Source organism: Streptomyces sp. SP17BM10 (genome assembly GCF_036322405.1).
GTDB lineage: Bacteria > Actinomycetota > Actinomycetes > Streptomycetales > Streptomycetaceae > Kitasatospora.
On sequence record NZ_JAQYXB010000479.1, the window covers coordinates 130,289 to 144,897 of the forward strand.

Annotated in this window: 16 protein-coding genes and 2 pseudogenes; 11 read left to right on the forward strand and 7 right to left on the reverse strand. The window is 69.5% G+C overall.

Annotated features, from left to right (window positions below):
- Window positions 1-74 precede the first annotated feature (74 nt).
- The 3 genes and pseudogenes from PUR71_RS07475 to PUR71_RS07485 form a co-directional block, all read right to left on the reverse strand.
- A pseudogene (locus PUR71_RS07475) lies at window positions 75-1,341 on the reverse strand (replication initiator); the annotation flags it as partial.
- 166 nt (window positions 1,342-1,507) lie between these two features.
- The gene (locus PUR71_RS07480) at window positions 1,508-2,845 is read right to left on the reverse strand and encodes an FtsK/SpoIIIE domain-containing protein (protein WP_329925546.1); all 1,338 of its coding nucleotides are present in this window, start codon (window positions 2,843-2,845) and stop codon (window positions 1,508-1,510) included.
- Between the two features lie 2 nt (window positions 2,846-2,847).
- Window positions 2,848-3,177, reverse strand: coding sequence for an SCO3933 family regulatory protein (locus tag PUR71_RS07485; RefSeq protein ID WP_329925547.1), 330 nt, complete (start codon window positions 3,175-3,177; stop codon window positions 2,848-2,850).
- Between the two features lie 226 nt (window positions 3,178-3,403).
- Here PUR71_RS07485 and PUR71_RS07490 point away from each other — a divergent pair, with 226 nt between their 5' ends.
- From PUR71_RS07490 to PUR71_RS07500, 3 genes are all read left to right on the forward strand, one after another.
- A complete protein-coding gene (locus PUR71_RS07490) occupies window positions 3,404-4,273 on the forward strand; it encodes a GntR family transcriptional regulator (RefSeq protein WP_329925548.1) in 870 nt (289 codons plus the stop codon).
- 120 nt (window positions 4,274-4,393) lie between these two features.
- The gene (locus PUR71_RS07495) at window positions 4,394-5,620 is read left to right on the forward strand and encodes a helix-turn-helix domain-containing protein (RefSeq protein WP_329925549.1); all 1,227 of its coding nucleotides are present in this window, start codon (window positions 4,394-4,396) and stop codon (window positions 5,618-5,620) included.
- A 179-nt stretch (window positions 5,621-5,799) separates the two neighbouring features.
- Window positions 5,800-6,138: a hypothetical protein gene (locus PUR71_RS07500; protein WP_329925550.1), complete on the forward strand. Its 339-nt coding sequence runs from the start codon at window positions 5,800-5,802 to the stop codon at window positions 6,136-6,138.
- Between the two features lie 925 nt (window positions 6,139-7,063).
- Here the strand turns inward: PUR71_RS07500 and PUR71_RS07505 are convergent.
- On the reverse strand, window positions 7,064-7,279 hold the full coding sequence (locus PUR71_RS07505) for a hypothetical protein (RefSeq protein ID WP_329925551.1): 216 nt from the start codon (window positions 7,277-7,279) through the stop codon (window positions 7,064-7,066).
- A gap of 173 nt (window positions 7,280-7,452) precedes the next feature.
- Entirely contained in the window at window positions 7,453-7,791 is a 339-nt protein-coding gene (locus PUR71_RS07510; protein ID WP_329925552.1) for a helicase associated domain-containing protein, read from the reverse strand.
- 35 nt (window positions 7,792-7,826) lie between these two features.
- Here PUR71_RS07510 and PUR71_RS07515 point away from each other — a divergent pair, with 35 nt between their 5' ends.
- The 3 genes from PUR71_RS07515 (at window position 7,827) to PUR71_RS07525 (ending at window position 9,538) form a co-directional block, all read left to right on the forward strand.
- Window positions 7,827-8,060 (forward strand): hypothetical protein, encoded by a 234-nt coding sequence (locus PUR71_RS07515; protein WP_329925553.1) that lies wholly within the window; start codon window positions 7,827-7,829, stop codon window positions 8,058-8,060.
- A 141-nt stretch (window positions 8,061-8,201) separates the two neighbouring features.
- A complete protein-coding gene (locus PUR71_RS07520) occupies window positions 8,202-8,852 on the forward strand; it encodes a hypothetical protein (RefSeq protein WP_329925554.1) in 651 nt (216 codons plus the stop codon).
- Window positions 8,853-9,115: 263 nt separating this feature from the next.
- Window positions 9,116-9,538, forward strand: a complete 423-nt coding sequence (locus PUR71_RS07525; protein ID WP_329925555.1) for a hypothetical protein — start codon at window positions 9,116-9,118, stop codon at window positions 9,536-9,538.
- Between the two features lie 340 nt (window positions 9,539-9,878).
- Here PUR71_RS07525 and PUR71_RS07530 read toward each other — a convergent pair whose 3' ends face one another.
- Together PUR71_RS07530 and PUR71_RS07535 are read right to left on the reverse strand one after the other, a co-directional pair.
- The gene (locus tag PUR71_RS07530) at window positions 9,879-10,046 is read right to left on the reverse strand and encodes a hypothetical protein (protein ID WP_329925556.1); all 168 of its coding nucleotides are present in this window, start codon (window positions 10,044-10,046) and stop codon (window positions 9,879-9,881) included.
- Between the two features lie 268 nt (window positions 10,047-10,314).
- The gene (locus PUR71_RS07535) at window positions 10,315-10,698 is read right to left on the reverse strand and encodes a hypothetical protein (protein WP_329925557.1); all 384 of its coding nucleotides are present in this window, start codon (window positions 10,696-10,698) and stop codon (window positions 10,315-10,317) included.
- A gap of 245 nt (window positions 10,699-10,943) precedes the next feature.
- Here PUR71_RS07535 and PUR71_RS07540 point away from each other — a divergent pair, with 245 nt between their 5' ends.
- The 5 genes and pseudogenes from PUR71_RS07540 (at window position 10,944) to PUR71_RS07560 (ending at window position 14,607) form a co-directional block, all read left to right on the forward strand.
- The gene (locus tag PUR71_RS07540; RefSeq protein WP_329925558.1) at window positions 10,944-11,408 is read left to right on the forward strand and encodes a helicase-related protein; all 465 of its coding nucleotides are present in this window, start codon (window positions 10,944-10,946) and stop codon (window positions 11,406-11,408) included.
- 322 nt (window positions 11,409-11,730) lie between these two features.
- Window positions 11,731-11,994: pseudogene (locus tag PUR71_RS07545) on the forward strand (helicase associated domain-containing protein); the annotation flags it as partial.
- 23 nt (window positions 11,995-12,017) lie between these two features.
- Window positions 12,018-12,326, forward strand: a complete 309-nt coding sequence (locus PUR71_RS07550; RefSeq protein ID WP_329925575.1) for a helicase associated domain-containing protein — start codon at window positions 12,018-12,020, stop codon at window positions 12,324-12,326.
- A gap of 1,015 nt (window positions 12,327-13,341) precedes the next feature.
- Window positions 13,342-13,629, forward strand: a complete 288-nt coding sequence (locus PUR71_RS07555; RefSeq protein WP_329925559.1) for a hypothetical protein — start codon at window positions 13,342-13,344, stop codon at window positions 13,627-13,629.
- A 387-nt stretch (window positions 13,630-14,016) separates the two neighbouring features.
- The gene (locus PUR71_RS07560; RefSeq protein WP_329925560.1) at window positions 14,017-14,607 is read left to right on the forward strand and encodes a hypothetical protein; all 591 of its coding nucleotides are present in this window, start codon (window positions 14,017-14,019) and stop codon (window positions 14,605-14,607) included.
- The last annotated feature ends 2 nt before the right edge of the window (window positions 14,608-14,609 follow it).

Below are 14,609 nucleotides of genomic sequence, written 5' to 3' on the forward strand. Positions count from 1 at the left end.
CGCTTGGTCGGCGCTGCCACGGCAGCGGCGAGCCGCGCGAGTTCGGGGGTGAGGCCGATGCCGGAGAACGCCCAGTGCGAAAGGACGAGCGTCGAGGTGTCGTCAGGACCGGTGGCCGGGGCTCCCGCCTGCAAGCGCTGCCAGTCGGCCCGTGCCTGCCGCAGGTCGGCGAGGGTGGTGGAGTAGACGCGGGTCTTGGTCGAGAAGTGGCCTCGGAAGCCGAGCATGTGCGCCCAGGCGCGGAGCTTGAGGTCGGCGAGTTCGGGGCGGGTGCCGAGGGCCCAGGCGGTGCGGATCATCCGTTCGGCGTGGACGGGGATGTCCCACTGGGCGAGTTCGCCGATCAAGCGGAGGCGGCGGTCGAGCGTTCCGGTGGCTCCCTCGGCTTCCTTTGGTGGCGTACTTGGCGATGTACGCGGCGACGGCCCGCTCGGTGATCTGGGTGCCCCCGTCGAAGTCGGCGCTCCGGATCGGCCGCACGTCGAGCTGGCTGCCGAACTCGAAGGTAGGTGTCACACCGCCGAGTTCAGGCCCGACGACGGCAGTCCGGGCAGCGGCAGCGCGTATCGCGTCGGTCAGCAGATCGGCGGTGGCCCAAGTGGGTGGGAGCGACGTGTTGCCTTCCGGACCATCGAGGCGGATGACGGCGTGGAAGTGGACGAGTCCGCGTCGCTGGTACTCGGCGACCTTGGCGTACGAGACCTTGACGACCGAGGACAGTTTCCGCTGTGGGAGACCGGCGAGGCGGGCGACCTCCCGTCGTAGGTTGAGCATGAAGCGGGACCACAGGGCCGGGGCGTGGGCGTTCCAGAGCACCGCGCCCTGGTAGTCGTAGCGGTCCGGGGCGAGCGGGGAGCCGAGGCGGGGGTCGTCCTCGGCGTGGGCCTGGCCGCAGCGGCAACGGCGGGCGGGCTTCGCGCTGCCGGTGGGCCGGTTATGAACCGGGCCGAAGGACGGCGCGGTGAAGGTCGCGAAGACGCGAGGATGGCGGCCGACGGTTTCGGGGACGTCCTTGCCGCCGCGCAGGCCAGCGGTGATGAGCTGGTAGGTGTCCTGGCGGTAGACCTCGGCGCAGGATGGGCATCGGGTGGTGCGGCGGTTGCCGCAGCGGACGAGCAGGCAGCCGGCGGGCATCTTGGCGGAGTCGAGGTGGCGGAGGATCAGGCCGGTGGCGGTGTCGACCTCGGTCCGGTAGCCGTCGAGGCGGACCGGGCGGGAGCATCCGCCGAGGGTGGTCAGCTGGCGGACGAGGCCGGGAAGCTTGCCGAGGGATCCGAGCGAAGCCAGGTATTGCGGCGAGAGCAGAGGAGTGGTCGGGGCGTCGGGGGTGGGGAACGTCATGAGGGCATGACCCTTCTGCGTCACGGCGCGGGCGTGCGGCGCCGGAGGTAGTGGAGGGGTGGGCCCCGGCAGGGGCGGAGGTAGGAGGTCACGCCCCTGCCGGGATGGGATCTGCGGGCGGCGGAGGGCCGCCGGGATCTGGCACGGAGCTGGAGGTGAGCGCGCATCAGGCGACCTTCACGAACTCGGTGCCGGTGGGCAGGTCACGGACCTGGAGGCCGGCGTGGCACATGGCCTCGCTGATCTGCCAGCACGACTCGGTGGGCAGGTAGACCGAGCGCATCCGCACGGGAGTGCGCATGTCGCCGATGGAGGCGATCGAGACGCCCTGTGGCATCTCACGGTCCGCCGCGTTGACCTCCAGCTCCCGGCCGTCCGGGAAGAGGTGGAGGAAGTCCTCGACGGTGTCCACCCGGTGGCAGATACGGGCTGACAGGTTGGTCCGCATCGCGGTGGACAGCACGTCGGCCGAGGGCTTCTGCGTGATCAGCCACAACCGGACGCCGAACTTGGCGCCCTGGCTGGCGATGGCCAGCAACTGGGCCTCGAACCGCTCGCGGGCCTTGCGGTCCGAATAGCGGGTGTAGTTGGCAACCTCGTCGATCACCACCACCAGGAGCGGCAGCTCCTCGCTGAACGCGGTGATCCGGTCGGTCCTTGCTGACCAGAACAGCTTCTCGCGGCGATTCATCTCCTCACGGACCCAGGCGAGGACATCTGACGCCTCGTCCGGATGCACGGAGGCGGAGACCTTGTGGGCCGTGCGCCACCAGGGGGCGGCTGCCGCGAGGTTCGGGTCGATCACGATCAGCTGCACGTCCCGCATCAGCGAGGCGTAGGCGAGGAGCGTGTTGACGGTGATCGACTTGCCCGACCGTGTGACCCCGGCGATGAGGCCGTGCGCGCTCTTGGCGAGGTTGAGGCGGATGCGCTGTCCGTCCTCGTCCCAACCGAACAGGACGTCGTCGGCCGTGGTGAGCGAGCCGGGTCCGACCGCGAGTGAGCCGTCCGCCTGGAACAGGGGCGAGGGCATCAGGGTGTCGAGTGGTTCGCGGCGGAACCCGCGCGCGGCGATCTGGCCGGGCTTGGACTGGGTGATCTTGACGCGGGTCATGCCCCAGCCGTTGCGCAGGTCGTCGGCGGCGTCCTGCCAGGCTTCGAGGCCGACGCGGGGCAGGGTGGTGGCGGTGACGGTGACGCCGAACTCGTCGGCCTTGGTGGTGATCCGGGGGATGCGGATCTTCGGCCTGGGCGCCTTGCCGTCGGTGCTCAGGTGCTCCAGGCCGGTTGGGGTGGCGTCCTTGGCGGCGAGTTCGGCCATCGGAGCGAGGCGCTTCCAGGTGCGTCGGATGCGGCGGGCCTGGCCCAGGCTGATCCGGGTCTCGGTGTCGGCCCGCAGCCAGCGAACCGTGACGAAGACCATCCGTCCCAGCACCAGGGCCGTTGCTGGCGTGAGCAGCCAGAGCAGGATGTCGGGCGATATGTACTGAGTGGTTGTCAGCATGGTCAGGCCGCCTTCGCGGTGATGGCGGCGGCGCGGAACGCGATGCCGTGGCGGGCCTGGCCGTTGAAGTTGTTCTCCCACGGGGTGGCGACGAGGCCGGTGAAGGCGACGAGAGCGCCGGGCTTGGTGCCCTTGGCCAGGCCGGTCTCCGGAACGGTGACGGAGATCATCTCGGCGCGGCCGTCAAGGACGAACATCACGTCCGCGACGAGCAGCTTCGCGCCGGTCTCCTTGTCTACGGCGATCTCGCCGGTCTGGAAGTCCTTCACCTTGTCGCGGACGACGCCGAGCATCGAGGTCGCGGCCGAGGTATCGACGGGGATGTTGCGCATGTGTTCCTCCCGGAACGGGTGGGGTTCCTGTGGCCGCTGGTGCGACCACGTGCCGGAACGTTAGCACACCCCATCCGACCCCATCCAAGTCCATCCCGATCCGAATAGTTTCCACCTCATCCATGGGCTCGTTAGGCTGGCCACCACGGACGCGGTTGGCCCCGCTCCAGCCCTTCGAACCGCCGACCGACCGAGGTGGACCGTGTCCCAGCCCGATGGCCTTCGCTTGACCTTCGAGCGCATTGCCGACGACCTGAAGCAGCAGATCAGGGACAACGCACTGGGGCCCGGACAGCTGCTGCCCTCGCAGAGCCAGCTCATGAAGACCTACAAGGCGTCGAGCCTGACAGTGCAGAAGGCCATGGCCCTGCTGCGGGAGCAGGGTTGGGCGGTCTCGAAGCCCGGCAAGGGCACCTTCGTCAGCCAGACCGTGGACCTGGAGCGCGCCTACCAGACGATCAGCGCCGACCTGGAGCGCCAGATCCGCGCCGGCGACCTCGCACCCGGGGTGACGCTGCCCTCACGCGAAAGCCTCGCCGAGCACTACGGGGCACCCATCACTGCTGTCGACGCGGCCATCCGCAAACTCCTCGACGAGCGATGGCTCGCCCGCGACGAGTCCGGCGGCACGCCGGAGGTCTTCGTGCAGCGTGCGGACGACCCGACGATGGCATCCCGTCTCGCCTACGAGCAGCTGGCGCAGAAGATCGCTGACGGGACGCTCCAGGAGGGGATCGAGCTCACCGATCAGCACGTCGCCGACATGCTCGGCATCGACGAGCAAGCCGCCCACCACGCGCTCGTCCTCCTGTTGGTCGAGGGCAAGGGCACGCGTATCCGTCGCGGCGCCCCCACCGAGACGGGCGGCATGACGGTCGTGGAGGCCGTGGCCGTCGGCCAGCTTCCGGCGGTCCCGGGCGCGCTGGAGACCTACAGCGGCCCGTCCCCGGAAGAGCTGAGGACCCGCCAGCGCATCCAGCACCTGGCCGACGTCCTGGAGGACGCTCTGGAGCAGATCGAGGAGATGCGCGAGCGCATCGAAGCCCTGGAAACCGGCGCCAAGCCGAAGAAGAGCACCACGCGGAAGCCCGGGTGAACCCAGCGGTCCCGACAAGCGGGATCACCCGGTCGGTTACCGTCGCCCGCTGTTCACGCCGAGGTCCTGGCGGGCGGCGTACCGTTGGCGAGGAACGAAGACGCAGGTGCAGGGGTGGCCATGGCGGAGAGCATCGGGGACCGGATCGGGCGGTTGCGCCGACGCCGGGGCATGACGCAGGAGCAGCTCGCGGAGGCGTCCGGGGTGTCGGTGGCGACCATCCGGAAGCTGGAGCGCAACGACCGCGAGAGCGCCCGCATGGGCACCTTGCGCCAGCTCGCCCAGGCGTTGGGCGTGAAGACGACGGATCTGATGCAGACCGGGCCGATCGAGCCGCCGGTTGCCCCGGAGGTCGACCCGGCTGGGATTCTGGCGATCCGTCGGGTGATCACACCCGCCAGGGGCCTGGGCCGGGTGGCCCACGCTGATGACTGTCACGACGCTCCGACCATCACCGGGGTCCGCGCATCGGTGCGCGAAGGCAACCGCCTCTACCAGGGCGACGACTACGCGGCCACGCTGGGAGCACTGCCCAGCGTGCTGACCGAGGCCGCCCAGGTCGCCGAACTAGCAGAGGGCGAGGCCAGGTTGGCGGCGCTGGAGGTGCAGGCGCAGGCGTACCAGCTGGCGGGCTCCACACTGATCCACCTTCGGCATGACGATCTCGCCTACCAGGCACTGAACCGGGCCATCGAGCTGGCCGAACGCAGCGGCAACCAAGTCCTCGGGGCGTCCGCGGTGGTCTCGCTGTGCTGGCTGCTGCTGCGGCAGCGCCGCTTCGACGAGGCCGAAGACGTGGCCGTCGCCACCGCGGACGCCATCGAACCGTCCTTCCGGCACTCCACCGCCAGCCACCTCGGAACGTGGGGGTGGCTGCTGCTGCGGGGATCGGCAGCGGCCGTGCGCAACAACCGCACCCCGGAGGCGGACGAGATGATCCGGCAGGCCAAGGCCGCCGCCGTCCTGGTCGGCCGGGATGTGATCGACTACCACGAGTACTGGACGACCTTCGGCCCCAACACGGTGGCCATGAAGGAGGTCGAGAACGCCATGGTCCTGCGCGAGTACGGCAAGGCCCTCCAGCTCTCCGGACAGGTCACCGCACCCACCCGCTCGACCTCCAACAACCGCAACCGCCACCTGCTCGACCTCGCCGCCGCCCACACCGAACAGCGCGACTACGCGCCGGCCACCGACATCCTGATGAACATCAAGCAGGCCGCCCCCGAATGGCTGCGCTACCAGCGCTACGCCCGCGACATCGCCACCACCCTCGTCACCCGACGCAAGCGCGGCCTTTCCCCACAGCTCGTCGAACTCGCCGACTTCCTCGCCATCGAACTCTGACCAGCCCGGCAGAGACACCACGTATCAGATCCACACCGGAGGGTGGGCGAACTGACCCCGCACGTTCCTGGGCCACCCGACGGCGACGCCCGACGATCTCAGTAACCGCACGAACGGAACGGACCGACACAGCGTCACCAACGGTCCCGTGCCGAGCCGAACTGAGATGGGATGAAGAGATGACCAAGCCCGCGCAGCCCACCGCCGTCGTCTACCTGTGCACCACCAAGGACGAGCCCGTCGTCACCCGGCAGGCGATGTGCGAACGGATCGCCCGCGAGTCGGGCCTGCACCTCGCCGGCGTGATCCACGACGACGAAGGCGCCACCGAACCCGGCCAGCGCCGAGGACTCACCTACGCGCTCCAGATGCTCCTCGACGGCGACGCCGACACCATCATCGTCCCCACCGGCGAGATGCTCTCCGTCCTGCCCGACGAGAAGGCCCGCGTCAGCCGGTCCGTGCGCAAGGCCGGCGGCCGGATCATCGTGGCCAGCGAAGTGAGCGCCCGCAGCTGAGCCCGGCTTCTCCGCCCTTGCGCAAGGCTGCCGCCTCGGGATGCAGGGAACGGGCATCTCGACCATCGGCTGTGCCACAGTCCAGCGCGGACATGGCCGGTCCAGTGAACAGCGGTGGCGGGCAGGCTGGTTCAGCAGTTCAGCAACACGCGGCCCCGGTGGTGGAGTGCGTCGAAACTTTCCTTACGAGTTCAAGGCGGCCCGCCTACGCGGGCCGCGCGCGCCCGCAGGCCGAGCCGCCCCGCGCTTCCTGTCTACGCCCCACCGCGCGACGGCCCGGCCACCTGCGCGCGCAAAAGCGGAGAAAGGGCCGGGCAGGGCCCGGTGATGGCCTGGCCGCAGGCCAACGATGGGGTCAGCCAGGGAAGGCCGGATCGGCCAGCATCCGAGCCGCGTCTCCGGGTTGGTGCTGACCGAGAGGGTCGACGGGCTCGCCGTGGGCAGGATGGCCCAGCACTGACGCACCATGGCGGGCCTCGGTGCTCGGGCGCGGGCCGGGCGGCGAAGCGTGCTCTACCCACCTACCCGTGCCGGGGCCCGCGTCGGGCAAGGCCAGGGGGCCACTCGGCCAAATTGCGGGCAGGCCCAAAGCCTGCCCGAGATCGCGGGCAAGCTTACGGCCCCCTGACCAAGCCCGACCCCAACCCGGGCAGGACACCGGCCAAAGCCCGCTCCACCGCCCTCACTGCCACCCGTCCCAAAGCCCCCGGTGGTGTAGACCTCTGACGGCAACGCTGACGGCAACAGGGCCGGACAACAACGCACTTCCACGCACCTCGGCGTACCGGTAGATTGCCGCTCACCTGCGAAAACGCAGTCAGGAAGGGCCGCCTATCACACCTACTATGTGCTGGCAGGGGCCCTGCCGGTCCTCGTCCACAACATCGACTGCGGGAAGGACAGTGACGCAACATCAGCTTCGTCGCTACGGGTCGACCTGCATGAACTTCCCACTGCCGATGAGGTCCAGGCCTTCGAAAGAGTCGGCCCTGGTGAGGTCAGGACCGGTGACGTCCACGGTAATATTGTCGTTCAGGGTGGAACTCTCCACGGCAATGTGCGCGGCACGCTGGTGATAGTGGAAGGTGGGTCCGTCGTAGGGAACACATTCCATGGCCCCGTTTTGCAGATCGGCAGCCACAATCACATCAGCAGTAAGAGTTCTGGTCCGCTCGGTGCGAATTCAATCACCAGCCCCGACGGATCTGTCCTTAAGTTTAATGGCCACCTTGTAGTACAAGCCTTTAGGATTACTGTTGGTGGGCGCAGCCTTTGGCCGCTCGAATAAGCGCGAAGCGAGGTAGTAGACGGTCCTCATCTCATAGATGCAAGGTTTGAGCGATGGCGTCCGGCGCAATCCGGGCGCCACCGCATTTCGCTCTGCAAAGCACAGAAAGCACGACTGGTGGCCCCGCAGGCGGCGTCGCCGAGCAGGGCGACCCGACTGGAGGGCCAGGCGAGTTCCCGGTACAGGGCGAGCGCGGCCACCCCCAGGTCGAACGCGCTTGCCCTCCCCGCGCCGGCCGCCCGCCGTCCCGCTGCGCCCTTCCTGCCCAGATCGATCTCCTCCAACGCCTCCACCCGGTCCGCCCGCCCGTCCAGCACGCCGGGACGGCGCTGATTGGACAGCCACTGCCCGACCGGCTTGTCCAACGCGGTGGCCGTACGGGGGCGGCGAGGGTGCCGTGGTGCTCGAAGTACTCCCGGGCAGCGGCCAGGTTCTCCTCCCACGCCGCGTCCAGCGGATCCCGCACCATGCCGAGCGGCTCTACGCCGCCCGCGACGCCGGCGCCTCCCGGGACGAGCAGGAACGGATCCTCGCCGAGTGCCTGCGCGAGCACTACTTCAAGGACAACGGGCACCGCGCCCGCGGCCTCGACGTCGAACTGAACGACATCGCCCGGATGGACGTCGAACTGTAGATCCCTGCCGCCGCCCGGGCTTGTTTGCTGCGGTGTGACTCAGCGCTTCACATGGCGAGTTGAGCGGTCGCGGCGCGCGGCCTGCTCGCGAAGGCGAATCCCTGTTCCGAGGAGCGAACAGAGAACTGACAGCATCTCGACATGGCATTCTCAGCGCCCACGGCGGACCAGAGGCAGAGGCTACGCGACGATCACGCGGCACATCAGAAATGGTTGCGGGACTACAAGATCAACGAGCACCCGTACGTCATGACGGAGGATCCCTTCACAGGGCTCATCCTGGCCGGCCTTTTGGCTCCGGAGTCCGCCCCATCGGTGTGCCGCGCGCTGCTCACCGGCCTCGATCCATGGCTGCAGACTGACGATATCTTGCTCCTGTCGGCGTACTGGCCAGCGAGCGGCGTCGACCTCGTGGTTGAGGCCCAACGGCGGGGCCGTCGCGAACTGGTTGTCGTCGAGCACAAGCGCTTCGCCTCTCCCTCTCACGCTCCGGGGTACAAGAAGGACCCCGAAGCGCTTTGGCAGACTGACCAGGTCTATGAGGCCGCGACCGGTGACTACTGGCCTCGATGGATGCACGAGACTGACCCAGATCTCCCGGTGAGATTCGTCGTCCTCGACGGCTACGGAAAGCCCATGGACCAGCTGTATCCGGGCGGACTGCACAACGCGAAGTGGGCAGTCACCAGCTACCCACAGTTCGGAGCGGTCCTAAGAGCCGAGCACGACCGGGGAGTGAGAGGACTGATACCGCTCCTCACTACTCTCTACGCCGGAGGCCCGGAGGCGTAGCAGACAGGCCCGACTCGACAGCCAGCCTGCCGGACGCCCAGAGCGCGGTGCCACGCCGAGGACCCGCGACTACGGCTGATGGGCCGGGCAACGCGACCGCACCCGGCCACCCGACCACAGCTGCGGATTTCGCCAACTGCCAACACCCTGGTCCAGGAGGCCGCATGAGTTCCCTCTACCTGGTCGACGGCAGCGCGCGTACGCGCCCGCCGCCAGCGGCCGCGGCGCGGTGCTGCGACTGGCCGTCGTCCTGAGACTGGGCGATGGGCCGTGGGCGGGCTGCCCTGGACGAGGACCGGCTGGTCTTCGCTGACGAGACGGGCAGCGCCCGGCTCTGCGCCGCGACCGAGCCGCTCATCACCACCGGCATCAGCGCCGGCCCCGGCGGCGTCATGACCGTCGACGTCGGCGTCATTACCGGCGACCTCACCTTGCGCACCACCTGGAACGGCGCCCAGGCGCTTCTCGATGTCCAGTACACCGGGGCCGACGAGTGGTACACGGTGGAGAACAGCCCTGTCCCGGCATCGGACCAGGGCTCGGCCCAGGCCGTTCACGAGGCGATGATCGCTGCTATGGAACGCGGCGGGCGGGACCCGAGCAGAAGGCCTGGCCTGAGCCCGGCCCTGATCTCGTCAACGCGCTGGAGCCGGCTGTGTGGCCCGCTGCCCCGCGTCTCGCCGTAGATCCCCGGAGGACGTCATGGCTGCACGCGCGCGCAGGGACTCGGTCTGGGGCGTCACCGGTACGCCCGACACGATCTGGGACGTCGTCCACTCCACCCGGGGCATGGACAAGGGCTGGCGCCTCCGCCGGTTCTGAACCGGAGACATCCCGCGTCCCATACTGCGACCTGCGTTCCTCTTCAGGACTGCGGACGTGGTGGATCCGGATGCACAGGGCAAGCCGGTCCTCGCAGCCCCGCCCTGAGATGCCGAAAGGCCGCCATCTCATGGGGTGGCGGCCTCCTCTCGAGCCTGGGCAGCGTACCGCCGACCTCGGACACCACCCATGGCCGGCCGGAGGTCAGGCGGCCGGCTGCTCGCCAACAGGATCGTCGATGTGGTGGAGCCGGCTACGGGCCTCGACCTGGTCCTCGACCGGCAGGCCCGCCCAGTACTCATCCGCCCACACCGCGTGGGAAGCCTGCCGCTCGGCCTCCTCCAGCCGCGCGGACTCGGCGAGCTGCTCCACGCCAAGCCCCTGGGCCGCGGCCGCGAGTCGTCTTCATCCCCGAACCGCTCGGACCAGTCCGGGGCGGCCTCCGCCTGCCACCGCACACAGCGCTCCACCACCGCCAGCGTCAGCCCGGTCATTGCGACCAGCCCTGTCGGGCTCAGCCCCGGTGCTCGCCGAGGGCTCGGGCGATCTTGCCCGCCCACCGATCCGTGGTGGGAGGACCGCGTGCTGCACACCAAGCTCTACCCCGTGAGAGAGCGGAAAGCGTGACTGCCTGTCCGGATCAGTCTGGTCGGCGGTCGGTCTCAACGGCGAGCTGGGTGCCTTCGTAGGTACGGCCACGGTGGTCGACATGGAAGCTCACGGCGAGGGCCTCGGCGATGAGCTGCTCGTGCTCCCTGTTGTCATCGTCGTCGTGAATGGTCACAAGGACCGCAGGTGTGCCGACCGGGGCCAGGTCGGCGAGCTGGGAACTGATAGGAGAATCGGGATCGACGCGAAGGGCGTCCGTCCGGTTTTCACCAGTTGGGTAGCTAGACACCTGTGTCGGGTAGGCGGTGCCGGTGCGGAAAGTACTACTGACCGCGTTGAAGACCGCGCACACCGCGTCTGGTGCAGGATCGTCGGACATGCGTACGGACACAGTCAGGGTCATGTCGACCTCCACCAGTTCTCCGGGCTCCCTCCAGACTGAGCCTGGTGCGAGTGAGATGCGCGCCGCCTGCTGCACGCGAAGCTCTACCCGGCGAAGGGCTGCCGAGGATGCCTGTTCCTGTGTACACCGCCCCGGTGGGGGCGTGGGCTGGTACCCATGTCCGCTGCGCCTGTGCCCGTGTCATCCGATCCTGTCCCGGGGGCTGCTCCGGCGCCCGAGCCGGTGGAGATCCGTTGGTGTCGGGGGATCGGGCGTTGATGCGGCAGGTGGTGTTGGCGGGCGGTGACGAGGTCCCGCCACCGGGTGCGCACCGTTTCCTCGTCGTCGAGCCAGTGGACGGCGGAGGAGGCGTTGGGGTGCCAGCCGGTCATGTGGTGGGCGATGTCGGTGTAGTCGCCGGCGCGGGCGAGGTCGCGCAGACGGGCCTGGGCGGCGGTGAGGGCCGCGTCGTCGCCGCGGACGGCGAGGAGCGCGGAATCCTCTGCAACAGTCGCCTCCTGTCGGAAGGCATCGATGTCCGAGCTGTGGATGCTGTGTGCTTCGCGGATCCGAAGTCGAGCGTCATCGACATCGTCCAGGCCGTCGGCAGGCGCTGCGCCAGTCCTACCAGCAGGGCAAGGTCTCCTGGGTCATCATCCCGGTCTACTTGCCGACGCCGCCGGTCGGCGACGACACGGCGGCCGCGGACCCGTCCGAGGTCCGCGACGCCGGGGAGGCCGTGAAGGCCGAGGCCGACGCCGAGATCGAGGCTTCCAGCTTCCGCACGATCTGGCGGGTCCTGCGCGCGCTCGCCGGCACGACGCCCGGGTGGTCGGCCGGATCACCGAGCTGCGCGCCTCCCGCTCGCAGGGCACCGCGCACACCACTGCGGCCAAGCCGGCCGAGAGCGAGGTTGGCAAGCGTGGCGGCGAGGGGGAGCAGCCGCCGGTCCCGGTGGAGTCGCCGATCGAGTGGCTGCGGATCAACGCTAAGCAGCACGCCGCGAAGATTCTCCAGACCGTCAAGCTGCGGGCGTTCAACCCGCGCGCGGTCGAGTGGCAGCGCATGCACGCCGTCGCCGCCGTGTTCCATCTCCAGCACGGCCACCTCGACCCCACCGACAAGACCAAGCACGCCGAGCTGATCTCCTGGCTCACCCGCCAGCGCCACCTCTACGGCCAGGGCCTGCTCGACGCCGCCCGGGTCAGCGAGTTGGACGCCCTCGGGATGATCTGGTCGAAGAACGCCAACGCCTGGGAGCGCGGCTACGCCTACGCGAAGGCGTTCCACCACCAGCACGGCCACCTCGCGATCCCCGCCACCGCGAAGCTGGACGACTACGCGGTCGGCGCGTGGATGCGCCGCCAGCGCAAGGCCGACAACCTCACCACGACCAGGTCGCCAAGCTCGACGGCCTGGACGAGCTGTGGCGCCTGGAGCCGGACTGGAACAGGTCGTACCGCCGCTTGCTCGCCTACCTCGCCGCCGGCGGAACCCTCGACGGCCCCGCCAACCGAACCGGCCTCGGCGACGACCCGGCCTTCCGCCCCGGCACCTGGCTGCGCAAGCAGGCGGGGGCCCGCACCGAGGGCAAGCTGACCGACCACCAGACCGCGCTCCTGGACGCGCTCACCCGGCACGCCGAGACCGTCACTGGCTGACCGGCAACGCAGGTTTCCGCCGTCCCGGCCCACCCCGGGCCGGGACGGCCGTCGCACACGCCGATCCCGGCCCGACCGGGCAGCACCGGATGTCGGACTTGGTCGAGCGAGTACCTGGCCCCGGGCGGGGTGGTCGTCCGCACCACCTGGCACGAACCGGTCTGCCCGCCATCCTGATCGAACAGTGTCACCAGCCGAACATGACGCGTAGCGTTGGTACCGCTGGGGCGTCTACCGCTTGGGTTGATCTCGTGCAACCGGGGGCGTCGCAGCCAGCCTGAGAGGGCGAACGATCATGGGCATACTTTTTCGCCTACTGGCCCCGAAGCCTGTCAAGAAGATCCGACACGCTGCGCACCCAGTCCGCAACGCCAAGCGCGCCGTTACGCCGAAGCCAATCCGGCAGGTCCGACGTGCGGCGCATCCGGTCAGCATGATGGAACGAGGCATTGAAAACGGCATCGTGCGCGCCGTACGTAACAGCGGTGGACGAACCGTCCCCCGCAGGGCTGGCGGTACTGGGACGGTCTACTACGGCACGTGCGGTGTCCACCATCGGCGCCCGGACACGGCCGCCAACTGCAAGGACTGCGCGGCGGTCGATGCATTGCAGGCCACCCGCGCCGCCGCTGCCGAAGCTGCCCGGGTTGAGGCGGCCCGGAGAGCAGCAGCTGAGTCCGCCCGCGCGGAAGCCGCCCGCGCGGAAGCCGCTCGCGCGGAAGCCGCCCGTGCAGAGGCCGCTCGCGCGGCGCCCGCTCGGATCCGGCGTGAGGTCATCCTGGCTGACCACAAGCGAGCCGCCGAAACCAACCGGAAGCAGCGCGCGGCAGCAAGAACCTCATCGTGGAAGATCTGGGCGATGCCACACTGAACGAGGCCATCACGGCCGTGAGTCCTCGCCCAGCACCCGGCCAAGGCCGACCAGTACGACTCGTTCGCCGAGGAGGGCGGGGACGAGCCCGACGACCAGGAGCACGGCGCCGTCCGCAGCCGGGTCCGCCGCCGGGCGGCTGGGATGACCCTGGAGAACATCCAGCAGGCCCCGCGACGGGCCCGGGACGCCGAGCGCGCCGCCGACCGGCACGCCGACGCCGGAGACGAGAGCGCCTACGCCACCGCGGCCGACAGCTGCGCCGAGTGGCAGCGCGTCCACGACCACACCGCCGAAACGCGGGCCGAACGCTACGACCCTGACCACGACACCGCCCTCCTGATGGGTGGCGTGTGGGTTGCGGTGGTGACGTGTCACCAGTTTTCAGTGGCCGGGGCGCGGTCACTGCTGGTCAGCGCCCCGTGCTGCTGAACGGTGGTGTCGTTTTCGCGCTGAAGGGCAGTGTCACAGGCCAGTGAAGTTCTGACGCCGTCTGTGGCAGGGGCGGTGGTTCGGGCGGCGCGGGTTGTCTGAGGCCGGGTGCAGGATACGGATCATGTCCTCACACGAGATCTCCGCTACGGCGGGCCTGGACCCGGCTGTGGTGCTTCACAGCACTGATTGGGCGGCGCTTGCCCATGCCTACGGCCCGGCCGCGACCACTGCGGACGATCTGCTCGGGCTGCTGTAGGAGGATCCTGAGGTTCAGGCCGAGTCGCTGGGCCGGTTGGAGATGTCGGTTCTTCACCAGGGCTCGCTCTACTCTGCGACGCGCCGGCGGCCCTTTTCATCGCCGGGGTTCTCCCGTATCCGGGCACGTTGGCCGTTCACGAGAGCTTCTTCCCGTGGGACGACCGCAGGCGGCCGCTCAGGGCGGCGCTGCTGGAATGGCTCGGTCAGTTCGCCGAGTCCGCGGCCTGGGACGACGAGGCTCTCGCCGACCCACAGGACGCAGAGGAAGCCGACGCTTTGGAGGCCGTGCTGGCGTGCCGGGCTGTCCGGCCGCAGATCTTCGACGCTGTCGCGCCGTTTCTCGATGACCAGGACGAGATGGTCCGGGAGGCGGCACTCGGCGCCGTGACGCATCTGTTGGCGGCGGATGACTTCGCCGATCGGATACCCGTTGCGGCCGACCGTTTGGAGCGCATCGCCTGTGGCAGGGGAGGACGCCGTGAGCGTGCGGGTGCACTGCTCACCCTGGCCCACTGGGGACGGGACACCGCGATGCTGCTCACCGACGAGGACCCGGCCGTCCGCACATGCGCCGCGCTCGGCACTGCGGACCCGTCGGCAGTGGATGTTCTGCTGGCCGCGCTTGCCGACCCCGTCGCGGTGGACAGTTGGTTCGACGAGCCGCTGCCCCAGGACCCGCGCAGCCCCCTTCTCCCGCCCCCGCCCCGGCCACCCTGAGC